Here is a 22,660-nt window from a genome sequence, read left to right on the forward strand (position 1 = left end):
TGAACGTCCGCATGCAAGGAAATTAACAGCCCGGGCAGGCACGCCTGCCCGGCATAAGCGATGCCCCTCAAATCAAGGCGCGAGCTTGGCTTTCACGGCCTCCAGGCCTGGTTTACCGTCAATGGTGGTCACGCCAGCGAGCCAGGTATCGAGCACCTGTGGATTCTTTTTCAGCCAGGCCTTGGCGGCCGCGTCAGGCTTCATCTTGTCGTCGAGAATGTTGCCCATCAGTTCACTTTCCATGTCGACGGTGAACTCCAGGTTTTTCAACAGCTGACCGACATTGCTGCATTCTTCGGCGTAACCCTTGCGGGTGTTGGTCGCTACGGTGGCTGCGCCGAAATCGGGGCCGAAGAAGTCGTCGCCGCCGGTCAGGTATTGAATCTTGAAGCGCTTGTTCATCGGGTGCGGTGCCCAGCCGAGGAAGACCACGGCGGTGTCGCGCTTCTGCGCCCGGTCGACTTGCGAGAGCATGCCGGCCTCGGAAGATTCGACGATCTTGAAGCCAGCGGTTTTCAGGCCGAAGGCATCCTTGTCGATCATGCTCTGGATCAGCCGGTTGCCGTCGTTGCCCGGCTCGATGCCGTAGATCTTGCCGTCGAGTTCTTTCTTGAATTTGGCGATGTCGGCGAAGTCATGCAGGCCTTTGTCGTACAGGGCTTGCGGCACGGCGAGGGTGTATTTGGCACCCTTGAGGTTGGTGCGCACGGTGTCGACGGTGCCGGCATCGCGATACGGCTTGATGTCGTTCTCCATGGTCGGCATCCAGTTACCGAGAAACACGTCCATGTTCTTGCCGTCGGCCAGCGACTTGTAGGTCACGGGCACGGAGATCATGGTGGTCTTGGTCTTGTAGCCGAGGGCGTTGAGAACAACGGAAGTGGTAGCAGTGGTGGCGGTGATGTCGGTCCAGCCGACATCGGAGAAGTTAACGAGGCTGCACTGTGCCGGTTCTGCGGCTTGCGCCAGTAACGGCAGACTCAGCAGGGCGGCCAACAACAACGACGGGGAACCTTTCATGGATGGACTCCTTGGTGTTTTTTTTGGCAGTGTTCCGACTGTGGACCACCGCACTTATGGGTTGCGGTTGGTGGCGTTTTTGAGACAGCTCTACCGCAGCGCCTTGCAATCGAGTCATCCCGATCATGTACCAGTGAAAATCTGACGCCTACAGGGAGGGTCGTATCCAGTACAGGGATGGTCGCTTCCAGTGTCGGTGACGTCGCTTACAGCTTTTTTCCGCCCCCGATGACCTGCTCGACTGCATAAAAACGGCGTATTTGCGGGGCGAAAACGTGACGACGCTGCTGGACATGACTGCGTCGGTGTCAGACGCCGTGCGCGCCGACAAAAGCCCGATGATGCCGGCATTCGGCGGATCGCAGCTTGAGCGTAGCAGCTCCGCCAGCGGGCGCTTTTGCAGCCCGGACCGGTATTCTCAGGAGCTTCGCAGCAATGGCTATCAGCGTTTTCGACCTGTTCAAAATCGGCATCGGCCCTTCCAGTTCCCACACCGTCGGGCCGATGCGCGCCGCCGCACTGTTTGTCGAGTCGCTGCGCGGCAAGCATCAACTGGAGCAGGTGCGGCGCATCGAGGTGCAGTTGTTCGGATCGCTGTCGGCCACCGGCATCGGCCACGGCAGCGACAACGCGGTGATCATGGGCCTGATGGGCGAGTGGCCGGACGCAATCGACCCGGCGCAGATCGGCCCGCGCATTCAGGCGCTGCGCGAAACCCATACGTTGTTATTGGATGGCCGTCTGGCGGTGCCGTTTATCTGGGCGCGGGACATGCGCCTGATCGACGAAAACCTGCCATTCCATCCCAACGCCATGACCCTGGTTGCCGAAGGCGAATTCGGTGAGCTGCACCGTGACACCTACTATTCGGTCGGCGGCGGCTTCGTCGTTGATGAGGCGCAAGCGGCCAGCGGTGTGGTCGATCTGGATCGCACCGAATTGCCGTACGACTTCTCCAGTGCGGTCGAGCTGCTGCAGTTGTGCAAAAAACACAACCTGCGCGTCGCCGAGCTGATGATGGCCAATGAAAAGGTCTGGCGCAGCGAAGAAGAGATCCGCGCCGGGCTGATGAAACTGTGGCGGGCGATGCAGGATTGCGTCGAGCAGGGCCTCAAGCACGAAGGCATTCTGCCCGGCGGCTTGAACGTGCGGCGGCGTGCGGCGAAGTTGCACCGCAGCCTGCAAGAGCTGAACAAACCGAACGTCATCGGCTCGACCCTGAGCGCCATGGAGTGGGTCAACCTGTTCGCCCTGGCCGTCAATGAAGAGAATGCCGCTGGCGGGCGTATGGTCACTGCACCGACCAACGGCGCGGCGGGGATCATCCCGGCGGTGCTGCACTACTTCATGAAATTCAGCGAAGCGGTCACCGACGCCAACGTCGTCGACTATTTCCTCGGCGCGGCGGCAGTCGGCATTTTGTGCAAGAAGAATGCGTCGATCTCTGGGGCCGAGGTCGGTTGCCAGGGCGAGGTCGGTTCGGCTTGCGCGATGGCGGCGGCAGGGCTGGCGGAGATTCTCGGCGCCACGCCCGAGCAATTGTGCAACGCGGCGGAAATCGGCCTGGAGCACAATCTGGGCCTGACCTGCGATCCGGTCGGTGGCCTGGTGCAGGTGCCGTGCATCGAGCGCAATGCAATCGCGGCAGTGAAAGCCATCAACGCGGCGCAAATGGCTCTGCGTGGCGACGGTCAGCACTTTATCTCGCTGGACCGGGTGATCCGCACCATGCGTGATACCGGCGCCGATATGCATGACAAATATAAGGAAACTTCGCGCGGTGGCTTGGCGGTCAGTGCTGTTGAGTGCTGAGCCAGCCACACCGGGGTGAATGCTTCGCGAGCAGGCTCGCTCCCACAATAGATCTCCAGTGAACACAATATTTGTGGACCCCAGATTCCAATGTGGGAGCGAGCCTGCTCGCGAAGGCGCCAGACCAGTCAAAACTGCTCAACAAAAGAACACCCCAATCCAGCCGCGCCACCTTTTGGCGCGTCGCAATCAGACAAGCGTCATTGTCAGTCGTGACTTGTCAGTCGTTACCTGACCGTCCGTCGTCCGTGCTTGCGGTGACACTCTGTGCAAATCCTCTGCAGGCCAGTTCCCACAAGTGCTACCGATCTGCTCACGGGCTGCGCGGCAGGGCTCTCGCGGCATCTGATGGCACTTCGAAATGGCTTGTTCCGAGGTCTCGAATAGACGCGTCGCGAGGTCGTTTTCAGGAGTTATTGAATGACCGTCCAATTTCAGGCACGGCAATTGCTCTGTCATAACAAAGCCTGCTTTCTCTGTGAGACGCGGGCAATAACAAGAGCCTCCGCCTGAGGCCGCCACCCGCTTTGTGTGAGGAGATACCGCGATGACGTCGTTCAACTCCGGGGCCCAACCCCAGAACCGTGCGCCTCAATCCATCGGCTTTCTGCTGCTGGACAATTTCACGCTGATTTCCCTGGCGTCCGCCGTTGAGCCGCTGCGCATGGCCAACCAGTTGTCCGGTCGCGAGCTGTATCGCTGGAGCACCCTCACCGTCGATGGCGGCCAAGTCTGGGCCAGTGACGGTCTGCAGATCACTCCCGACGCCTCCATGCACAAAGCACCGCCTCTGGACACTGTGATTGTCTGCGGCGGCATCGGCATTCAACGCACCGTGACCCGTGAACACGTCTCGTGGCTGCAAAGTCAGGCGCGCCAATCCAAGCGTCTGGGCGCGGTGTGCACCGGCAGTTGGGCGCTGGCCTGCGCCGGTCTGCTCGACGGCTTCGATTGCAGCGTGCACTGGGAATGTCTGGCGGCGATGCAGGAAGCTTTCCCGCGCGTGGCCATGAGCACACGTCTGTTCACCCTCGACCGTAACCGCTTCACCAGTTCCGGCGGTACCGCGCCGCTGGACATGATGCTGCACCTGATCAGCCGCGATCACGGTCGTGAACTGTCGGCAGCGATCTCGGAAATGTTCGTCTACGAGCGCATTCGCAACGAACAGGATCACCAGCGTGTGCCGCTCAAGCACATGCTCGGCACCAACCAGCCGAAGCTGCAGGAAATCGTCGCGTTGATGGAAGCCAATCTGGAAGAGCCGATCGACCTTGATGAGCTGGCAGTGTATGTCGCGGTGTCGCGTCGACAGCTGGAGCGGTTGTTCCAGAAATACCTGCACTGCTCCCCATCGCGCTACTACCTGAAGCTGCGCCTGATCCGCGCCCGGCAACTGCTCAAGCAGACGCCGATGTCGATCATCGAGGTGGCGTCGGTGTGTGGGTTCGTCTCCACGCCGCACTTCTCCAAGTGCTATCGCGAGTACTTCGGCATTCCGCCACGTGACGAGCGCGTGGGCTCCAACACCACCCAGCAGGTAGCCATGCTGCCGCTGCCGCAGGCCATCGTGATGTCGCCGCTGTCGGGGCCGATGTCAGCGCTGAGTCAGGCGCGCAATGAGTCGACGTTTGCCAGCGTAAGGCTGTAGACCGAGTCTGATCGTTCCCACGCAGAGCGTGGGAACGATCAGGTGGGAGCGAGCCTGCTCGCGAAGGGGTTTCTCAGGCGCTGTGTGACTGCTGGTAATCCGCAAGGGCCGGCAACAATTGCTTGTCGATCGCCTGACGCACCGCCGGCTGAATGCTGGCGCCGCTGGTGTACATGTCCTTGACCATCTTGCGCAGTTCGAATGCGCGAACATTATCCAGGCCCCGCACCGCGCACTCACAGGCCTGCTCGGCGGTGGTACCGCTCGGCACCTGAATACCCAAGGCCTTGAGCTGGCCCAACAGATCTTCCTGGTCAATCAAATCGGCGTACATCATTACGCAAATCCTTCTGTGGCAACGGAGGTCTTGGCTCGATTCTGGTGGCCCCGACCGGACGCGGCAAGGGCGTTTTGTCGCGGTGGCCGGGACGACTATGAACAGGTCGTTTTCGGCTAACCGACTGGATTGTCGACTAGGCACACTGGCGCCAGCTCGCTTCACGAAGGTTTGGTCACCCTCGCCTGGCAGCTCCTCAACAGTACCCTCCTCAGCTCCGATCCTGTCACGGCTTGATCGGAGTTTTTTTTGCCTGTGAATCAGCCAGAGATTTGTTGTTCCCGCTGGCGCTTTCGCGAGCAGGCTCGCTCCCACAGAAGACCGCGTTCATTCAGGGGAATGCGGTTAATAGTGGGAGCGAGCCTGCTCGCGAAGAACGATGACGCGGTTCAACGTTGCAACACCAGAATCCGCGACAACAACTCATCCCGGTCGACATAGCAGCCCTGAAAATGCCGCGCCCCGGTGGCTGGATCAAAAGCATTGCGCGCATGCAGCGTGCGGCGGTTGTCAAAGCACCACAATTCGCCCGGCTTGAGCCGCTGCATCAGCCGGAATCGCGTCTCGCGGGTCATCGCAATCAAGCGCCGATAGGCGCGATACAGCAACGGCATCTGCGCCACCGACGTATCGAACGCCCCGCGCAGAAAGTTGGCCATGCGAATCTCCGCCACCCGGCCCAGCGCATCCAAAGCGATGACCGGTGCCAGGCAGCGATAGTCGCTGTGCCGGTCCTTGTTGCGGAACTCCACGGGTATTTCACACAGGGCCTCAAACAGCTGCGGATCCTCCAGACGCAAGGCGTCGGCGATCGCAAAACCATCGACGAAAATACTCTCGCCACCCTCGGCATCATTCACCAGGCAATGCAGAAATTGCAGCCCCGGTTGCAGCTCGCGAGTCGGCAAATCCGTGTGCAATGGCAGGTTGAAGGCGGTGTAGGCGTTGCTGTCGGCGTCGGCTTTGGATTGCACATTGAACAGCACGCCGAAATTGCTTTCGCGAATGAAGGAAATTCGCTGCGCGATGAGCTTCAGCGAGCCCGGCTCGGTGGGCACGCCGCGCACTTGGGTCAGGCCGATGTCGCGCACGGCGAGCAACCATTGCAGCAGCGCGGCGTTGTCGTTCATCAGCGCGATGTAGTCGAACACCGGCAACTGCAGATCGCTGTGCCACAAACGGGGCTGCGGTCTGCCGGCCAGGCGTTCGGCGCGGGACTCATCGTCATAGGCATGTGCGCGCAGCCAGCCCGGATCGAAGCGGCTGAGGTGACCGTCCTGCCAGTCGATGCGCAGGCAGCCATCGGTGTCGATGCGCGTGGCCAGCGGTTGCAAATCCTCGGCGGCATCGACGCTCTCGAAGACCTGTTCGCGAGTGACGCTGTAGACGCATTGATCACATGGGCAATTGTCGCGCAGCCATACGTGGTGAAACGGGCTGACACGACCGTCAGCCCATTCGATGACAACGCGATCCGCCAGACCCTGCACGCCACCGAGCGCGCTGATCAACGGATAAGTACGAAAATCGGCAACAGCGACGGCGGTGTTCATGGCGGCTCCTTGGCGATGGGGGGGATTTACCGAGCGGGTGGCAGCGCGATCACGCGGCCGATGTAAGCGGGAGCGGGCAGGTCGGTCTGATCCGCGACGATGGTCTGCAAGCGATGCAACGTATCGGGGCTGAACGGTGCCGAGCGCGGGCCGGCGAGGTCGACGTGCAAAAGCATCTGTTCATTGCCGGCCAACTCTTGCTCATCGCCGACCTTGTGCAGGCTGTGGTAGAGGTGCAGGCGCTTGCTGTCATGGCCGATGATTTGCGTGCGCACTTCGACCTCGGTGTCGAGTTTCACTTCGTGCAGATAATTGAGGTGCAGTTCGAGGGTGAACAGCGAGTGGCCGCTGGCCTCGCGGTTGCTGCTGTCCATGCCGAGGCGGTCCATCAGCGCATCGGTGGCGTAGCTGAAGATCAGCAGGTAGAAGGCATCGCGCAGGTGGCCGTTGTAGTCGACCCAGTCGGGGATGATGGTGGTTTGGTAGGTGGTGAGGTGGGGCATGGTTTCTCCTGGCGGCGATCGTTCCCACGCTCTGCGTGGTAACGCCTCCTGTGACGCTCTGCGTCACGCTTCTGGGACGCGGAGCGTTCCCGGGCTGCATTCCCACGCAGAGCGTGGGAACGATCAGGTGGCGGATTATTCGCTGAAACTCATTCCGTGCTTCTCTTTGGTGGTCTTCACCGCTTCAAGCACCGCCAGCAAACAATCATCACGATAGCGCTCCAGCGCCGAAATGCTGTGCCGACCGAGCTGATCAGTGGTGCCATCGACCACATCATCGATCAGCTTGTCGGTCAGCTCCGGTGCCGGCAGATACGTCCACGGCAACTGCAACGCCGGACCGAATTGCGACATGAAGTGGCGCATGCCGGCATCGCCGCCGGCCAGGGTGTAGGTCAGGAACGTGCCCATGAACGACCAGCGCAGACCAGCGCCAAAACGGATTGCATCGTCGATCTCGCCGGTCGTCGCGACACCGTCGTTGACCAGGTGCAACGCCTCACGCCACAGCGCTTCAAGCAAGCGATCGGCGATGAAACCCGGCACTTCCTTGCGCACATGCAACGGGCGCATGCCGAGGGACTGGTAGACTTGCATCGCCGCTTGCACCGCCTCGGGCGCGGTGTTTTTGCCGCCGACCACTTCCACCAGCGGCAACAGATACACCGGGTTGAACGGATGCCCGACCACGCAGCGTTCAGGGTGCGTCGAACTCTCGTAGAACTCGCTGGGCAACAGGCCTGAAGTGCTGGAGCCGATCAGCGCATCGGGCTTGGCCGCGGCGCTGATTTTGCTGTGCAGATCGAGCTTCAGTTCCAGCCGCTCCGGGGCGCTTTCCTGGATGAAATCGGCATCGCGCACGCATTCTTCGATGGTCGCGACAAAGCGCAGGCGATCCTGCGAAGCACCCGGCGCCAGGCCGTTCTTCTCCAGCGCGCCCCAGGCATTGGCCACGCGTTGGCGCAATGCCGCCTCAGCGCCGGGCGCCGGGTCCCAAGCCACCACGTCGAGGCCGTGTGCGAGGGCACGGGCGACCCAGCCACTGCCGATGACACCGCTACCGAGAGCGGCGAAGGTTTTGATTTCGGTGATAAAGCGCATGGTGATGTCCTGAAGAGTTCGAAGAGCCCTGTAGGAGCTGCCGAAGGCTGCGATCTTTTGATCTTGCTTCTAAAAAATCAAAGTCAAAAGATCGCAGCCTTCGGCAGCTCCTACAGGTGAAATGGGTGATGGATCAGCCGCGCTGGGTCAGGCCCATTTTCTGGCGGCCTTCTGCCGGTGTCAGCACCCGGGCACCGAGGCGGCTGAGGATTTCCGTAGCGCGTTCAACCAATTGGCCATTGGTCGCCAGCACGCCTTTGTCCAGCCACAGGTTGTCTTCCAGGCCGACCCGCACGTTGCCGCCGAGCAGCACCGCTTGCGCCGCCATCGGCATCTGCATGCGGCCGATGCCGAAGCCGGCCCACACCGCGTCGGCGGGCAGGTTGTCGACCATGGCTTTCATCGTGGTGGTGTCGGCCGGTGCGCCCCACGGGATGCCCAGGCACAGCTGGAACAGCGGGTTGTCGAGCAAGCCTTCCTTGATCATCTGCTTGGCGAACCACAGATGCCCGGTGTCGAAAATCTCCAGTTCGGCCTTCACCCCCAGTTCGGTGATGCGCTTGGCGCCGGCGCGCAGTTGCGCCGGAGTGGATACGTAAATGGTGTCGCCGTCGCCGAAGTTCAGCGTGCCGCAATCGAGGGTGCAGATTTCCGGCAGCAACTGTTCAACGTGGGCGAGACGGGTCAGCGGACCGACCAGATCGGTGTTCGGGCCGAACTCCATCGGCTTCTCGCCAGGTCCGATTTCCAGGTCGCCGCCCATCCCGGCGGTCAGGTTGACGATGATGTCGACGTCCGCCTCGCGGATGCGCTCCATCACTTCGCGGTACAGCGCCACGTCACGGCTGAACTTGCCGGTCTGCGGATCGCGCACATGGCAGTGCACCACGGTGGCGCCAGCCTTGGCCGCTTCCACCGCTGCAGCGGCAATCTGTTTCGGGGTGATCGGCACATGTGGACTTTTGGCGGTCGTGTCGCCAGCACCGGTAAGTGCGCAGGTGATGATGACGTCGTGGTTCATGGTGCGTTTCCTTCAGGCGTGATGGGTCTGTCCGCAGCCCGTTGCGGGGCTGCGAAGCGTCGTCAAATTCCCCTCTCCCTTGGGGAGAGGGTCAGGGTGAGGGGCTCTTCAATCGAGGGGTTATTTGCTGGTCAGTTGCAGATTTTCAGCAGCCGGTTTGCCATCGAAAGTCGTCACACCTTCAAGCCAGCGCTGTTTGTCTTCGGGGTGATCCTTGAGCCACTGCTTCGCCGACTCGAAGGCATCCTTGTGATCGAGCAGCGGCTGCATCATCCGGCTCTCGGCTTCGGCGGTGAAAGTCAGGTTGGCCAGCAGGCGGCCGATGTTCGGGCATTGCTCGGCGTATTTCGGCGCGGTGACCGTCCAAACCGTGGCCATGCCTTCGTTCGGGCCGAGGGCGTCTTCGCTGCCGGTCAGATAGGTCATCTGGATGTTGACGTTCATCGGGTGCGGCGCCCAGCCGAAGAACACTACGGCTTCCTTGCGGCGCACGGCGCGATCGACGGCGGCGAGCATGCCGGCCTCGCTCGATTCGACGAGCTGGAATTTGCCCAGACCAAACTGGTTCTTGGCGATCATCGCTTTGATCTGCGTGTTGGCGCCCGAGCCTGGCTCGATGCCGTAGATCTTGCCGCCCAATTCCTTCTCGAATTTGGCGATGTCGGCGAAGGTTTTCAGGCCCTTGTCAGCCAGATAGGTCGGTACGGCGAGAGTGGCGCGGGCATCTTTCAGGCTCGGTGCTTCGAGCACTTTCACCTGATTGGCCTCGACGAACGGCGTGATGGTCTGCGTCATCAGCGGGTTCCAGTAGCCGAGGAACAGGTCCAGGCGCTGATCGCGAATCCCGGCAAAGATAATCTGCTGGGAGGCGCTGGTCTGTTTGGTGCTGTAGCCGAGGCCGTCGAGCAGGACCTGGGTCATGGCACTGGTGGCGATCACGTCAGTCCAGTTGACCACGCCCATGCGTACGTTCTTGCAGGAGGCCGGTTCGGCCGCCATTACGCCGGTGCTGAAAAAAGCGGTACCGCTGAGTGCAAGAACGCAGCTGCTGATCAGTCGTTTCATGTCGGGTTCCTCGGCAGTTCGATTATTGTGGTTCCCGGCATCTGCGCGCCGGTGAGGCCAAGTTACGCAGCTATAGGCCCGTGAAAGCGCACTGCGGCGACTGGCATTTGCACTGTAGCGACCTGCGCGCTTGAACGCCGCCGATAATCGGCGTATCAACGAGCCACGCGACCCGCCAACCGAGTGCGCCTATGTCCCAGGATTTCTACTTTTTGCTGATGCCGGGGTTCTCCGCCATCGGCTTTATTTCCGCGATCGAACCGTTGCGCGTGGCCAACCGTTTTCGCGGCGAGTTGTACCGCTGGCATGTGCTCAGCGCCGATGGCGGCGCGGTATTGGCGAGCAACGGCATGTCGGTCAACGCCGATGCAGCGCTGGAGCCGCTGAAGAAAGGCGCGACCTTGCTGGTGGTGGCCGGCTTCGAACCGCTGAAGTTCATCACGCCGACGCTGGAGCACTGGTTGCGCAGGCTGGACAACGACGGCGTAACCCTCGGTGCGATCGACACCGGCAGCTTCGTCCTTGCCGAAGCAGGCCTGCTCGACGGCCATCGCCTGACCCTGCACTGGGAGGCGATCGATGCCTTCAAGGAATCTTATCCACAGCTCAGCGTCACCCAGGAGCTGTTCGAGATCGACCGGCGGCGGATCACCTCGGCGGGAGGTACGGCCTCGATTGATCTGATGCTCGACCTGATCGCCCAGGCCCACGGCCCGCAACTGGCGATTCAGGTCAGCGAGCAGTTTGTGCTCGGGCGCATACGCCCGCGCAAGGATCACCAGCGCATGGAAGTCGCCACGCGTTACGGCATCAGCAACAAGAAACTGGTGCAGGTGATCGGCGAGATGGAACAGCACAGCGAACCACCGCTGACCACGCTGCAACTGGCGGAGTCGATCAAGGTGACCCGGCGGCAACTGGAGCGCTTGTTCCGGCTGCATCTGAACGATACGCCGAGCAATTTCTATCTGCGGTTAAGGCTGGAAAAGGCCCGGCAGTTGCTGCGCCAGACCGACATGAGCGTGCTCGAAGTCAGCATTGCCTGCGGTTTTGAATCACCGTCGTACTTCACCCGCAGCTATCGCGCACGTTTCGCCCGCTGCCCCCGGGAAGACCGGCGTACCGCGCAGGCGTGAATGGGCTTGCATGAAAGCAATGTGGGAGCGAGCCTGCTCGCGAAAGCGGTCTGTCATCCAACACTGATGTTGCCTGACACATTGCATTCGCGAGCAGGCTCGCTCCCACATAATTTCCGGCGCCTGAGAGAGGCTTATTTCTTCACCAACGCCGAGCACGCCGCCTTGTAAGCCTCATGCTGATATTTGTTCAACGTCCCGGGCAGTTCGAAATTGTGCTTCTTGGCCTGGGCATTGATCGTCTGCGGCGACAGCAGCGTTACCTCACAACCATCGAGCAGTTGAAACACGCCCTCGATCTTGAATGTCGTCGGCCCACCGGCAAACTCGCCCTTTTTGCTGCGCTTCTTGATCGCAATCCGGTCCACCGAGTTCTCCCGCACAAACGATGCCACCTGCGCCGCGAACCGCCGCACGTTCGCCGCCTCGTCGTCGTCATCCAGAGCAATCTTCTTCGTGGCGAGAGGGACGTGGCTCAACGTCGAACCATCGAGCGCCGCCACGGCGATGATCGCTTCGCTGCCTTTGATTTCAATGCCGCAGATGTTCATGGGAATCCTTAGACTGGCTTAAGAGGTTCAGCTTACAGCTCAAAACACTCACTCCTGCCCAATCGACTCCAAAAACTCCGACCGTTCATCACTCATCCGCGCGACACAGTCATTCTGCGCAATGGTGAAGGCCTTGCTCCCCGCCGTGGACGGGAACGCTTCCACCGCGCAATCCGCATCCCGCGTCTTCAACCACTGCTGCTGGGCGGTTTTCAGTTTGGCGGTGATGTCGGCCAGTTGCGTCGGGTTCTTGCCGTAGGCGGCCTGCATGCGCTCGTTGAGGCTGGCGTAGTTGTCTTTGAGCAGGTCTTCGGCGGTGCTGCGGCTGTAGGCGGAGCATTCCAGGGTCTGGATGTCGTTTTCCACCGCGTCGCACGGGTTGTTCTCGGATTCTTCGGCGGCGTGGGCGCCGGTCGCAATCAGTGCCAGGGCGAGGATTATTGATTTCATTGGGGTCGCTCTAATCCGTTGGTAGGTGCAGGCTGCGGCAGATTCTGGCGCAAGCGCGCGGGCTTGAACAGCCAGCCGATGAGGACGGCTGACGACCCTTTGTCGCGGATTGACGCTTTCGGCAATTCCCCTGTCGTTTTTGCACCCGGTCGCCCCGGCACCGAGGCATATGCTGGCCCCAAAGCGCCGGCAGACGATTCGGCGCATGAATTGCCAATAAGGGGACGCCTGATGAGCCCAGCCGAATTACACGCCGACAGCATCGTTATCGACGGTCTGATCATTGCCAAATGGAACCGCGAGCTGTTCGAAGACATGCGCAAGGGCGGTCTGACGGCAGCCAACTGCACTGTGTCGGTGTGGGAAGGCTTTCAGGCGACCGTGAACAACATCGCTGCCAGCCAGAAACTGATCCGCGAAAACAGCGACCTGGTGATGCCGGTGCGCACCACCGCCGACATCCGTCGCGCCAAGGAGCAGGGCAAGACCGGCATCCTCTTCGGCTTCCAGAATGCCCATGCCTTTGAAGATCAGATCGGCTATGTCGAGGTGTTCAAGCAGCTCGGCGTTGGCATCGTGCAGATGTGCTACAACACCCAGAATCTGGTCGGCACCGGTTGCTACGAGCGTGACGGCGGCCTGTCAGGTTTCGGTCGCGAAATCGTTGCCGAGATGAACCGCGTCGGCGTCATGTGCGACCTGTCCCACGTCGGTTCCAAGACCTCCGAAGAAGTCATTCTCGAATCGAAAAAACCGGTCTGCTATTCGCACTGCCTGCCGTCGGGTCTCAAAGAGCACCCGCGCAACAAATCCGATGCAGAGTTGAAGTTCATTGCCGACCACGGCGGTTTCGTCGGTGTGACCATGTTCGCGCCGTTCCTCGCCAAGGGCATTGATTCGACCATCGACGATTACGCCGAAGCCATCGAATACACCATGAACATCGTCGGCGAAGACGCCATCGGTATCGGCACCGATTTCACTCAGGGTCACGGCCAGGACTTCTTCGAATACCTGACCCACGACAAGGGCTACGCCCGCCGCCTGACCAGCTTCGGCAAGATCATCAACCCGCTGGGCATCCGCACCGTCGGCGAATTCCCCAACCTCACCGAAACCCTGCTCAAGCGCGGCCATTCCGAGCGTGTGGTGCGCAAGATCATGGGTGAGAACTGGGTAAGCGTTCTTAAGAACGTCTGGGGCGAATAACGCTTTCTCAAGACCGCCGCCGATCTGCCCCCTCTCCTGCGGGAGAGGGCTGGGGTGAGGGCCGCGGCCAACACTGAACCATCATTTTTCTGGAGTTAAGTTTCCATGGCCAAGATCGCCCCGCAATTGCCAATCGAAGTCGACAGCGAGACCGGTGTCTGGACCTCCGACGCCCTGCCAATGCTCTATGTGCCGCGTCACTTTTTCGTCAACAACCACATGGGCATCGAGGAAGTGCTCGGCGCTGAAGCCTACGCCGAGATCCTCTACAAGGCCGGCTACAAATCCGCCTGGCACTGGTGTGAAAAGGAAGCCGAATGCCACGGCCTGGAAGGCGTCGCGGTGTTCGAGCACTACATGAAACGCCTGTCGCAGCGCGGCTGGGGCCTGTTCAAGATCCAGGACATCGACCTCGACAAAGGCACCGCCAGCGTCAAGCTCGAGCACTCGGCGTTTGTCTATGTCTACGGCAAGGTCGGGCGCAAGGTCGATTACATGTTCACCGGCTGGTTCGCCGGCGCCATGGATCAGATCCTCGAAGCCCGTGGCAGCAAGATTCGTACTGTGGCCGAACAAGTCTACGGGGGCTCCGAAGAGGGCCACGATGACGGCTTGTTTATCGTCAAGCCGTTGTAAGCCGAGGACCGTGCCATGGCTTTCGAAGCAATGTTCCAGCCGATCCAGATCGGCAAACTGACCATCCGCAACCGCGTGCTCAGCACCGCGCACGCCGAGGTCTATGCGACTGACGGTGGCATGACCACCGACCGCTACGTCAAATACTACGAAGAGAAAGCCAAGGGCGGCATCGGCCTGGCCATCTGTGGCGGTTCGTCCGTGGTGGCGATCGACAGCCCGCAGGAATGGTGGAGTTCGGTCAATCTGTCCACCGACCGGATCATTCCGCACTTCCAGAATCTGGCCGACGCCATGCACAAGCATGGCGCCAAGATCATGATCCAGATTACCCACATGGGCCGTCGCTCGCGCTGGGACGGCTTCAACTGGCCGACCTTGATGTCGCCCTCGGGCATCCGTGAACCGGTGCACCGCGCCACTTGCAAAACCATCGAGCCGGAAGAGATCTGGCGGGTGATCGGCAACTACGCTCAGGCGGCGCGCCGGGCCAAGGCCGGTGGCCTTGATGGTGTCGAACTGTCGGCAGTGCACCAGCACATGATCGACCAGTTCTGGAGCCCGCGCGTCAACAAGCGTACCGACGAATGGGGCGGCACCTTCGAAGGGCGGATGAAGTTCGGCCTGGAAGTCCTCAAAGCCGTGCGCGCCGAGGTCGGTGACGATTTCTGCGTGGGCATGCGCCTGTGCGGTGACGAGTTCCACCCGGACGGCTTGTCCCACGAGGACATGAAGCAGATCGCCAAGTATTACGACGACACCGGCATGCTCGACTTCATCGGCGTGGTCGGCTCGGGTTGCGACACCCACAACACCCTGGCCAACGTCATTCCGAACATGAGTTATCCACCGGAGCCGTTCCTGCATCTGGCTGCCGGGATCAAGGAAGTGGTCAAGGTGCCGGTGCTGCACGCGCAGAACATCAAGGACCCGAACCAGGCCACGCGCATCCTTGAAGGCGGTTACGTCGACATGGTCGGCATGACCCGCGCGCACATCGCCGACCCGCACCTGATCGCCAAGATCAAGATGGGCCAGATCGACCAGATCAAGCAGTGCGTCGGCGCCAACTATTGCATCGACCGCCAGTATCAGGGCCTGGACGTGCTGTGCATCCAGAACGCCGCGACCTCCCGTGAATACATGGGCGTGCCGCACATCATCGAGAAATCCACCGGGCCGAAACGCAAAGTGGTGATCGTCGGTGCCGGCCCGGCCGGGATGGAAGCCGCACGCGTGGCTGCCGAGCGGGGCCACGACGTCACGCTGTTCGAGAAAAAAGACTTCATCGGCGGGCAGATCACCACCGCATCGAAAGCACCGCAGCGTGACCAGATCGCCGGCATCACTCGCTGGTTCCAGCTGGAACTGGCGCGGCTGAAAGTCGATCTGCGCCTGGGCACGGCGGCGGATGCCGACACCATCATGGACCTGCGTCCGGACGTGGTGGTGCTGGCGGTCGGCGGTCATCCGTACCTTGAGCAGAACGAACACTGGGGCGCGGCCGAAGGGCTGGTGGTCAGCAGCTGGGACGTGCTCGACGGCAAGGTTGCGCCGGGCAAGAACGTGCTGGTCTACGACACCATTTGCGAGTTCACCGGCATGTCGGTCGCCGACTTCCTCGCCGACAAGGGCAGCCAGGTCGAGATCGTCACCGACGACATCAAACCGGGCGTGGCCATCGGCGGCACGTCGTTCCCGACCTACTACCGCAGCATGTACCCGAAAGAAGTGATCATGACCGGCGACATGATGCTGGAGAAGGTCTACCGCGAAGGCGACAAGCTGATCGCGGTGCTGGAGAACGAATACACCGGCGCGAAAGAGGAGCGGGTGGTCGATCAGGTGGTCGTCGAAAACGGCGTACGCCCGGACGAGGAAATCTACTACGCGCTCAAGGACGGCTCGCGCAACAAGGGCCAGATCGACGTCGAAGCGCTGTTCGCGATCAAGCCGCAACCTTCGCTGAGCGAAGCGGGCGACGGCTACTTGCTGTTCCGCATCGGCGATTGCGTGGCGCAGCGTAATACCCACGCCGCGATCTATGACGCACTCAGACTGTGTAAAGACTTTTAAGGCTTGCACATAACCCTGTGGGAGCGAGCCTGCTCGCGAATGCTATCTGTCAGTTGACGCTGATGTCGACTGACCCAGCGCTTTCGCGAGCAGGCTCGCTCCCACAGTAAAGCGGATCGTGTTTCTCCAGGCTGTCTGGTGGGAGCTTCACCATGTTGAACACCCTTCTTCCTATCCTGTTGTTCGCAGCCCTGGGCCTTGCTGTCCTCGGCGCGTTGCGGCGGATGAACATGTGGCGCCGGGGGCGGGCGGCGAAGGTCGATCTGCTCGGCGGTCTGCTGGCCATGCCCAAGCGCTACATGGTCGACCTGCACCACGTCGTCGCGCGGGACAAATACATTGCCAACACCCACGTCGCCACGGCGGGCGGTGCGGTGGCGTCGATCGTGCTGGCCATTCTGGTGCACGGTTTCGGCCTGCATAACCGCATCCTTGGCTACGCCTTGCTGCTGATGTCGGCGGTGATGTTCGTCGGCGCGATCTTCATGTACCTGCGCCGGATCAATCCGCCTGCGCGTCTGTCGAAAGGCCCGTGGATGCGCTTGCCGAAAAGCCTGCTGGCCTTTTCGGCGTCGTTTTTCCTGGTGACCCTGCCGGTCGCCGGGATCCTGCCGGAAAACTTCGGCGGCTGGCTGCTCGCAGTCATCCTCGGTGTTGGCGTGCTGTGGGGCGTGTCGGAGCTGTTCTTCGGCATGACCTGGGGCGGGCCGATGAAACACGCCTTTGCCGGTGCTCTGCACCTGGCCTGGCACCGTCGCCCGGAACGCTTTGGCGGCGGGCGCTCGACCGGTCTGAAGCCGCTGGATCTGAACAATCCCGATGCGCCGCTGGGCGTGGAAAAACCCAAGGATTTCACCTGGAACCAGTTGCTCGGTTTCGACGCCTGCGTGCAGTGCGGCAAGTGCGAAGCGGCGTGCCCGGCCTTCGCCGCCGGCCAGCCGCTGAACCCGAAAAAACTGATTCAGGACATGGTCGTCGGCCTCGCCGGCGGCACTGACGCGAAGTTCGCCGGCAGCCCGTATCCAGGCAAACCGATCGGCGAGCATGGCGGCAACCCGCACCAACCGATCGTCAACGGTCTGGTCGATGCCGAAACCCTGTGGTCGTGCACCACCTGCCGTGCCTGCGTCGAGGAGTGCCCGATGATGATCGAGCACGTCGATGCGATCGTCGACATGCGCCGGCATCTGACCCTGGAAAAAGGCGCGACGCCGAACAAGGGTGCCGAAGTTCTCGAGAACCTTATTGCAACCGACAACCCTGGCGGTTTCGCCCCGGGCGGGCGGATGAACTGGGCGGCGGATCTGAACCTCAATCTGCTCAGTGAGAAGAAATCCACCGACGTGCTGTTCTGGGTCGGCGACGGCGCCTTCGACATGCGCAACCAGCGCACCCTGCGCGCGTTTGTCAAAGTGCTGAAAGCGGCAAACATCGACTTCGCCGTGCTCGGCCTCGAAGAGCGCGACAGCGGCGATGTGGCGCGGCGTCTCGGCGACGAGGCGACGTTCCAGTTGCTGGCCAAGCGCAACATCCAGACGTTGGCCAAATACAGCTTCAACCGCATCGTCACCTGCGATCCGCACAGTTTCCATGTGCTGAAAAACGAGTACGGCGCCTTCGACGGCAACTATCTGGTGCAGCACCACAGCAGTTACATGGCCGAGATCATTCAGGCCGGCGCGCTCAACCTCGGTCAGCACAAAGGCAACAGCGTGACCTATCACGATCCGTGCTACCTGGGCCGCTACAACGGCGAGTACGAAGCGCCGCGCGAAGTGCTGCGTGCCCTCGGCATCGAAGTCAAAGAGATGCAACGGTCAGGTTTCCGCTCGCGCTGCTGCGGCGGCGGTGGCGGCGCGCCGATCACTGACATTCCGGGCAAGCAGCGGATTCCCGACATGCGCATGGAAGACATCCGCGAGACCGGCGCCGAACTGGTGGCGGTGGGTTGTCCACAGTGCACGGCGATGCTCGAAGGCGTGGTCGAACCGCGTCCGCTGATCAAGGACATCGCCGAACTGGTGGCCGACGCGCTGCTCGAAGACGCCGCGCCAAGCAAGCCTGCCACGCCGGCCAAACGTGAACCTGCGGAGGTGCACTGATGAGCGACATTATCCGCCGCGACCCGCGCGCCGAATGGATTGCGCGCAACCGCCTGCATCCGCTGCACGCGGCGATGCAACCGGCGCAACACAGCTGGATGGGTCCCAATGGCGTCATCCGCAAGAATCTGCACGGCATGGGTTTTATCGGCCCCAACGGCATCAAACGCATTGACCGCAGCGGCGCGCAGCAGGGTGGGGCGGTCAAACGCTCGGCTGCTGTTGAAGTGCAGTTGCCGCTGCATCAGGTACCGGCCCCGGCGTTCTACATCAGTGTGGTGCCGGATATGGTCGGTGGTCGCCTGAGCAGCCACGACCGCGATCTGCTCGGCCTTGCTCACCAACTGGCCGGCACCGATGGTGCGGTGCTCGCCGTGGTGTTCGGCGAGCACAAGGAAAGCGCTTTCGAAACCGCTGGCGTCGATCGCCTGCTGCTGCTCGACGGCGATGAATTCAGCGGTTATGCACCGGAACAAAGGGTGCAGGGTTTGCGCGCTGTGGATAACCAGTTCAACCCGCGTCACTGGTTGCTGCCGGACAGCCGCAGCGGTGGCGGCGAACTCGGCCGACGCTTTGCTGCAGCGCTGGGCGAGCGCCCGGCCACGCGGGTCTGGCAGGTCAAGGATCAGGAGTGCATCGGCCGCGCCGGGGCCGGATTGCAAGACCTGGCGCGTCCGGTGGCGCGGTTGATTCTCGCCGCTGCCGAATGCGCAGAACCGGTCAGCGAAACTCGTCACGAAGCGTTGCCAGTGGAGTTATCCACAAGCGTCGCGCGCAGCTTGTCGCGAATCGAAGATCTCGGCGCAGTGGCGGTAGATCCGGCGGCGATTCCGATGGCCGAAGCGGAGTTCATTTTCTCCGGCGGCAACGGCGTCAAGGACTGGCAGTTGTTCCACGAAACGGCCGCAGCCCTCGGCGCCACCGAAGGCGCTTCGCGGGTGGCGGTGGACGACGGCTTCATGGCGCGCGATCGTCAGGTCGGCGCGTCCGGCACCTGGGTCACCGCGCGGGTCTATGTGGCTGTGGGTATATCTGGCGCAATCCAGCACCTGCAAGGCATTGGCGCCTGCGACAAGGTGGTGGCAATCAACCTCGATCCGGGTTGCGACATGATCAAGCGTGCCGACCTCTCGGTGATCGGCGAAAGCGCAGAGATTCTGCAAGCGTTGATCGAAGCGGTCGCGGCTTACCGCAACGAAGCCAAGCGCGATGCGGCGTAAGGAAACCCTATGAACACGAACGTTATCAGTCTGGTTTCAATCGGCGCTCACCCGACCTCAGGTCGGCCACGGCGCGCCGATCAGGATGCGCGCGCGGTGGAACTGGGCCTGCAATTGGCTGGGGATAACCTGCAAGTGCTGCATGCCGGTGATGTTGCCGAACCGGCCCTGCGTGCCTATCTGGGCATGGGCCTGGAACAGCTGCATGTGCTGGAACAACCCGCTGGCGCCGACGCCTTGCCGGCGCTGACCGCGTACCTGCGCGATGCCGGGGCGCAAGTGGTGCTGACCGGCAGTCAGGCGGAAACCGGGGAAGGTTCGGGAATGTTGCCGTTCCTCCTGGCGGAAGGTCTGGGCTGGCCGCTGGTGGTGGGCCTGGCGCAGGTCGAATCGATCAATGACGGTTCGGCGCTGGTCCTGCAAGCGTTACCGCGCGGGCAGCGACGCCGCTTGAAGGTGAAACTGCCGTTTCTGGCGACTGTGGATAACGCCGCCCCCAAGCCTCGGCAGAGCGCGTACGGCCCGGCGCGACGGGGCGAATTGGCCGCCGATGACGTTGAAGTTGTTGAGGACCAATTGTTGGCCGTCGCCACGCTGCAACCGGCCAAGCCACGACCCAAGCGCTTGAAGGTGATCAAGGCCAAGAGCGGCGCCGACCGGATGAAAGCAGCGACAGCTAAGGCCAGTGGTGGCGGTGGGCAGGTGCTCAAAGGCGTCACCGCGCAGGCCGGGGCGGAGGCGATCCTGAAGTTGCTTATTGAAGAGGGCGTTGTCCGCTAGTCACCCTCTTCCAGGCAATACCCCCTGTGGGAGCGAGCCTGCTCGCGAAAGCTATGGGTCAGTCGATACATGTATCAGCTGATAGTCCGCTTTCGCGAGCAGGCTCGCTCCCACATTGGTATTCATTCACAGTCAATCTTTACTGTTTACCCACAATCCCTGTTGGCGAAGCTGTGGATAACGTGTTCGCCCTTGCTCGCACCCCACGCCATTCAAGCCTTTCAGCCATAAGATCAAAAAACGATCAGCGTAACTCACGGATTTCTCGGGCTTTTCGGTCGGTATAAATCGAGAAGTAGCCCCCAATCTCTGTTGGCGCTTCTGTGGATAAGATGTTCGCTATCAGCTGTAGCCCATATGGAGCAGGGCTTACATGGGTTTGATCAATTATTGATCAAATGTGATCCCCGGGCGCCGAGAGCTGTTAACGCGAAGGGGTTTTCCCCAGTCACAGGTGTTTTTCCACAGGAGATTGAAAGTTGTCCCCGATCTCTGTTGGCGCTTCTGTGGATAACATGTTCGCTACCCGCTACAGGCCTCTGAATACGTGCTATGTACGAGTGTGATCAAAAAACGATCAATTGTTTTGAGAAACCGCGATTCAGCATAAGTCACGATTTTTCTTTGCAAATCAGCAGGATATTTTTTGAGTCATCCACAGTTACCCCCATTTGCTGTGGGCGGGTATGTGGATAACTTGTTTGCGGAAGGCTGGAGGGCTTGGTGGGTATGGGGACGGGGGTGGTTGATCGGAAATTGATCAGCTGGAAGATGTAGCGTGGGTCAGGGCGTCTTCGCGAGCAGGCTCGCTCCCACAGGGGAATGCATTCCACCTGTAGGAGCTGCCGCAGGCTGCGATCTTTTGCTTCTGATCAGCCCTGAACCGGTACACCTTTGAGGTAAGGCGCAGGCTCAGCCCCGAGGTTGTTCAACATCCGCTCGCTGTACCAGTCGACGAAGTTGACCACGCCGAATTCATAGGTCTTCGAGTAAGGCCCCGGCTGGTAAGCGATGGAGTTGATCCCGCGCTGGTTTTCCTCAGCCAGACGCCGGTCCTGATCGTTGGTCGCGTCCCACACCTGGCGCATGCGCTCGACGTCGTAATCGACACCTTCCACCGCATCCTTGTGCACCAGCCACTTGGTGGTGACCATGGTTTCCTGGGCGCTGATCGGCCACACGGTGAAGACGATGATGTGATCGCCCATGCAGTGGTTCCACGAGTGCGGCAGGTGCAGGATGCGCATCGAGCCCAGGTCCGGGTTCTTGATGCGGCCCATCAGTTTGGCGCAGCCCTGTTTGCCGTCGAGGGTCATCGACACGGTGCCCTTGAGCAGCGGCATGCGCACGATACGGTTGCGCAAGCCGAAACTGGCGTGAGCGTAAGGGATCTTTTCCGCTTCCCAGGCAGCGGCGGAAGCGGCGACGTGATCCTTGAACGCCTGATCGGCGCGCGGGTCGGTGACGTCGTCCCATTCCAGCAGGGTTTTCAACAGTTCCGGGTGCGATGCGTTGCAGTGGTAGCACTCGCGGTTGTTTTCCAGCACCAGTTTCCAGTTGGCCTTTTCCATTAAGGTGGTGGTGATCGCCACCTTGGTGTTCTCCATGTCGTACGGTTCCATGTAATGGTTGAGCGTCGACAGGAAGTCATCGATGGCCGGCGGGTTCTCCGCCAGGCTGATGAAGATGTAGCCGCCAGCGGTCTTCACGTTCACCGGTTTCAGGCCGTACTGCTTCATGTCGAAGTCGGCGCCCATCTCGGTGCCGGCAAACAGCAGGCGACCGTCCAGTTCGTAAGTCCACTGGTGGTAATGGCAGACCAGTTTGGCGACTTTGCCTTTTTCACTGGTGCACAGGCGCGAGCCACGGTGGCGGCAGACGTTGTGGAACGCGTGCACCACGCCCTCGGCGCCGCGAATGACGATGATCGGGTTCTTGCCGACCTGCAGGGTCAGGTAGTTGCCCTTGGCCGGGATCTCGCAGGTCATGCCGGCGATCAACCATTCTTTCTGGAAGATCTCTTGCATATCGATATCGAACAGGCGCTCGTCGCTGTAGAACGGCTGTGGCAGGGAAAAAGTGCGCTCGCGCTCCTGCAGCATTTGTGCGGTGGCCTTGCGTGCGGGTTCCAGCGGATCGCCCAGGCTGATTTTTGCGGTGACGTCCATCGATGTAATCCTCATGGCCCTCTGCGTGGCCGGCGAAAGTGGCTGATCAGGTGTGCTGCAAAACGGTTGCTACGCAAGGTGTAAAGAAGTCGTCTTGTGTTGGGGCGAGTGTGGGGCCGGCGCTGGGGGGAACCTTATCCATGCGCGACATGGCGCAATCTGTTCCCGACGCGCAAGCCCCGGTGTTCAAGGGCTGGTCGCGATAAGTATGTCAATGTCGCGGATAGGTAAACGCACTGTCTGCGCTATACGCAGAATCGCCGACAAGA

Annotated in this window: 19 protein-coding genes; 9 read left to right on the forward strand and 10 right to left on the reverse strand. The window is 61.2% G+C overall.

Annotated features, from left to right (window positions below):
- Nucleotides 1–72: 72 nt before the first annotated feature.
- Nucleotides 73–1,020 (reverse strand): choline ABC transporter substrate-binding protein, encoded by a 948-nt coding sequence (locus AB4N48_RS26660; protein ID WP_016772806.1) that lies wholly within the window; start codon nt 1,018–1,020, stop codon nt 73–75.
- Nucleotides 1,021–1,455: 435 nt separating this feature from the next.
- On the opposite strand from AB4N48_RS26660, the gene AB4N48_RS26665 reads away from it, so the two are divergent.
- On the forward strand, nt 1,456–2,832 hold the full coding sequence (locus AB4N48_RS26665) for an L-serine ammonia-lyase (RefSeq protein ID WP_460094559.1): 1,377 nt from the start codon (nt 1,456–1,458) through the stop codon (nt 2,830–2,832).
- Nucleotides 2,833–3,379: 547 nt separating this feature from the next.
- Nucleotides 3,380–4,483, forward strand: coding sequence for a choline metabolism transcriptional regulator GbdR (gene gbdR / locus AB4N48_RS26670; RefSeq protein WP_007949927.1), 1,104 nt, complete (start codon nt 3,380–3,382; stop codon nt 4,481–4,483).
- A gap of 73 nt (nt 4,484–4,556) precedes the next feature.
- On the opposite strand, the gene AB4N48_RS26675 is transcribed toward gbdR, so the two are convergent.
- The 6 genes from AB4N48_RS26675 to AB4N48_RS26700 all read right to left on the reverse strand — a co-directional run bounded on the left by AB4N48_RS26675 (nt 4,557) and on the right by AB4N48_RS26700 (nt 10,063).
- The gene (locus AB4N48_RS26675; protein WP_008083190.1) at nt 4,557–4,820 is read right to left on the reverse strand and encodes a hypothetical protein; all 264 of its coding nucleotides are present in this window, start codon (nt 4,818–4,820) and stop codon (nt 4,557–4,559) included.
- Between the two features lie 389 nt (nt 4,821–5,209).
- Nucleotides 5,210–6,373: a gamma-butyrobetaine dioxygenase gene (locus AB4N48_RS26680; protein ID WP_460094561.1), complete on the reverse strand. Its 1,164-nt coding sequence runs from the start codon at nt 6,371–6,373 to the stop codon at nt 5,210–5,212.
- A 26-nt stretch (nt 6,374–6,399) separates the two neighbouring features.
- Complete coding sequence (locus tag AB4N48_RS26685) at nt 6,400–6,876, reverse strand: thioesterase family protein (protein ID WP_056786520.1); 477 nt, start codon at nt 6,874–6,876, stop codon at nt 6,400–6,402.
- Between the two features lie 135 nt (nt 6,877–7,011).
- Nucleotides 7,012–7,977 (reverse strand): L-carnitine dehydrogenase, encoded by a 966-nt coding sequence (locus AB4N48_RS26690; protein ID WP_056786523.1) that lies wholly within the window; start codon nt 7,975–7,977, stop codon nt 7,012–7,014.
- A 133-nt stretch (nt 7,978–8,110) separates the two neighbouring features.
- A complete protein-coding gene (locus AB4N48_RS26695; protein WP_460094563.1) occupies nt 8,111–8,998 on the reverse strand; it encodes a beta-keto acid cleavage family enzyme in 888 nt (295 codons plus the stop codon).
- A 120-nt stretch (nt 8,999–9,118) separates the two neighbouring features.
- On the reverse strand, nt 9,119–10,063 hold the full coding sequence (locus AB4N48_RS26700; RefSeq protein WP_236167685.1) for a choline ABC transporter substrate-binding protein: 945 nt from the start codon (nt 10,061–10,063) through the stop codon (nt 9,119–9,121).
- A 191-nt stretch (nt 10,064–10,254) separates the two neighbouring features.
- On the opposite strand from AB4N48_RS26700, the gene AB4N48_RS26705 reads away from it, so the two are divergent.
- Entirely contained in the window at nt 10,255–11,199 is a 945-nt protein-coding gene (locus AB4N48_RS26705; protein WP_041476759.1) for a GlxA family transcriptional regulator, read from the forward strand.
- Nucleotides 11,200–11,333: 134 nt separating this feature from the next.
- On the opposite strand, the gene AB4N48_RS26710 is transcribed toward AB4N48_RS26705, so the two are convergent.
- Together AB4N48_RS26710 and AB4N48_RS26715 are read right to left on the reverse strand one after the other, a co-directional pair.
- A complete protein-coding gene (locus AB4N48_RS26710) occupies nt 11,334–11,750 on the reverse strand; it encodes a DUF3010 family protein (protein WP_016772815.1) in 417 nt (138 codons plus the stop codon).
- A gap of 48 nt (nt 11,751–11,798) precedes the next feature.
- Nucleotides 11,799–12,200 carry a lysozyme inhibitor LprI family protein gene (locus AB4N48_RS26715; protein WP_236167684.1) on the reverse strand — a complete coding sequence of 134 codons (402 nt, stop codon included), beginning with the start codon at nt 12,198–12,200 and terminating at the stop codon, nt 11,799–11,801.
- A 231-nt stretch (nt 12,201–12,431) separates the two neighbouring features.
- Here AB4N48_RS26715 and AB4N48_RS26720 point away from each other — a divergent pair, with 231 nt between their 5' ends.
- The 6 genes from AB4N48_RS26720 (at nt 12,432) to etfB (ending at nt 20,223) form a co-directional block, all read left to right on the forward strand.
- Entirely contained in the window at nt 12,432–13,409 is a 978-nt protein-coding gene (locus tag AB4N48_RS26720) for a dipeptidase (RefSeq protein WP_024014597.1), read from the forward strand.
- 105 nt (nt 13,410–13,514) lie between these two features.
- Nucleotides 13,515–14,045, forward strand: coding sequence for a 4-vinyl reductase (locus AB4N48_RS26725; RefSeq protein WP_039757633.1), 531 nt, complete (start codon nt 13,515–13,517; stop codon nt 14,043–14,045).
- Between the two features lie 15 nt (nt 14,046–14,060).
- Nucleotides 14,061–16,121 (forward strand): dimethylglycine demethylation protein DgcA, encoded by a 2,061-nt coding sequence (gene dgcA, locus AB4N48_RS26730; protein WP_076564392.1) that lies wholly within the window; start codon nt 14,061–14,063, stop codon nt 16,119–16,121.
- A gap of 152 nt (nt 16,122–16,273) precedes the next feature.
- Nucleotides 16,274–18,223 (forward strand): dimethylglycine demethylation protein DgcB, encoded by a 1,950-nt coding sequence (gene dgcB, locus AB4N48_RS26735; RefSeq protein ID WP_460094565.1) that lies wholly within the window; start codon nt 16,274–16,276, stop codon nt 18,221–18,223.
- Complete coding sequence (gene etfA, locus AB4N48_RS26740; protein ID WP_460094566.1) at nt 18,223–19,443, forward strand: electron transfer flavoprotein subunit alpha; 1,221 nt, start codon at nt 18,223–18,225, stop codon at nt 19,441–19,443. Before dgcB ends, etfA begins: the two co-directional genes overlap by 1 nt.
- A 9-nt stretch (nt 19,444–19,452) precedes the next feature.
- Nucleotides 19,453–20,223, forward strand: a complete 771-nt coding sequence (gene etfB / locus AB4N48_RS26745) for an electron transfer flavoprotein subunit beta (RefSeq protein WP_024014592.1) — start codon at nt 19,453–19,455, stop codon at nt 20,221–20,223.
- Between the two features lie 872 nt (nt 20,224–21,095).
- On the opposite strand, the gene gbcA is transcribed toward etfB, so the two are convergent.
- Complete coding sequence (gene gbcA, locus AB4N48_RS26750; RefSeq protein WP_460094567.1) at nt 21,096–22,391, reverse strand: glycine-betaine demethylase subunit GbcA; 1,296 nt, start codon at nt 22,389–22,391, stop codon at nt 21,096–21,098.
- Between the last annotated feature and the right edge of the window lie 269 nt (nt 22,392–22,660).

It is taken from the genome of Pseudomonas sp. S2_C11 (genome assembly GCF_054668395.1).

Coding starts and splice junctions, on each gene's coding strand:
- AB4N48_RS26660 (WP_016772806.1), bottom strand. CDS start 1,020: ATGAAAGGTTCCCCGTCGTTGTTGTTGGCCGCCCTGCTGAGTCTGCCG.
- AB4N48_RS26665 (WP_460094559.1), top strand. CDS start 1,456: ATGGCTATCAGCGTTTTCGACCTGTTCAAAATCGGCATCGGCCCTTCC.
- gbdR (WP_007949927.1), top strand. CDS start 3,380: ATGACGTCGTTCAACTCCGGGGCCCAACCCCAGAACCGTGCGCCTCAA.
- AB4N48_RS26675 (WP_008083190.1), bottom strand. CDS start 4,820: ATGATGTACGCCGATTTGATTGACCAGGAAGATCTGTTGGGCCAGCTC.
- AB4N48_RS26680 (WP_460094561.1), bottom strand. CDS start 6,373: ATGAACACCGCCGTCGCTGTTGCCGATTTTCGTACTTATCCGTTGATC.
- AB4N48_RS26685 (WP_056786520.1), bottom strand. CDS start 6,876: ATGCCCCACCTCACCACCTACCAAACCACCATCATCCCCGACTGGGTC.
- AB4N48_RS26690 (WP_056786523.1), bottom strand. CDS start 7,977: ATGCGCTTTATCACCGAAATCAAAACCTTCGCCGCTCTCGGTAGCGGT.
- AB4N48_RS26695 (WP_460094563.1), bottom strand. CDS start 8,998: ATGAACCACGACGTCATCATCACCTGCGCACTTACCGGTGCTGGCGAC.
- AB4N48_RS26700 (WP_236167685.1), bottom strand. CDS start 10,063: ATGAAACGACTGATCAGCAGCTGCGTTCTTGCACTCAGCGGTACCGCT.
- AB4N48_RS26705 (WP_041476759.1), top strand. CDS start 10,255: ATGTCCCAGGATTTCTACTTTTTGCTGATGCCGGGGTTCTCCGCCATC.
- AB4N48_RS26710 (WP_016772815.1), bottom strand. CDS start 11,750: ATGAACATCTGCGGCATTGAAATCAAAGGCAGCGAAGCGATCATCGCC.
- AB4N48_RS26715 (WP_236167684.1), bottom strand. CDS start 12,200: ATGAAATCAATAATCCTCGCCCTGGCACTGATTGCGACCGGCGCCCAC.
- AB4N48_RS26720 (WP_024014597.1), top strand. CDS start 12,432: ATGAGCCCAGCCGAATTACACGCCGACAGCATCGTTATCGACGGTCTG.
- AB4N48_RS26725 (WP_039757633.1), top strand. CDS start 13,515: ATGGCCAAGATCGCCCCGCAATTGCCAATCGAAGTCGACAGCGAGACC.
- dgcA (WP_076564392.1), top strand. CDS start 14,061: ATGGCTTTCGAAGCAATGTTCCAGCCGATCCAGATCGGCAAACTGACC.
- dgcB (WP_460094565.1), top strand. CDS start 16,274: ATGTTGAACACCCTTCTTCCTATCCTGTTGTTCGCAGCCCTGGGCCTT.
- etfA (WP_460094566.1), top strand. CDS start 18,223: ATGAGCGACATTATCCGCCGCGACCCGCGCGCCGAATGGATTGCGCGC.
- etfB (WP_024014592.1), top strand. CDS start 19,453: ATGAACACGAACGTTATCAGTCTGGTTTCAATCGGCGCTCACCCGACC.
- gbcA (WP_460094567.1), bottom strand. CDS start 22,391: ATGGACGTCACCGCAAAAATCAGCCTGGGCGATCCGCTGGAACCCGCA.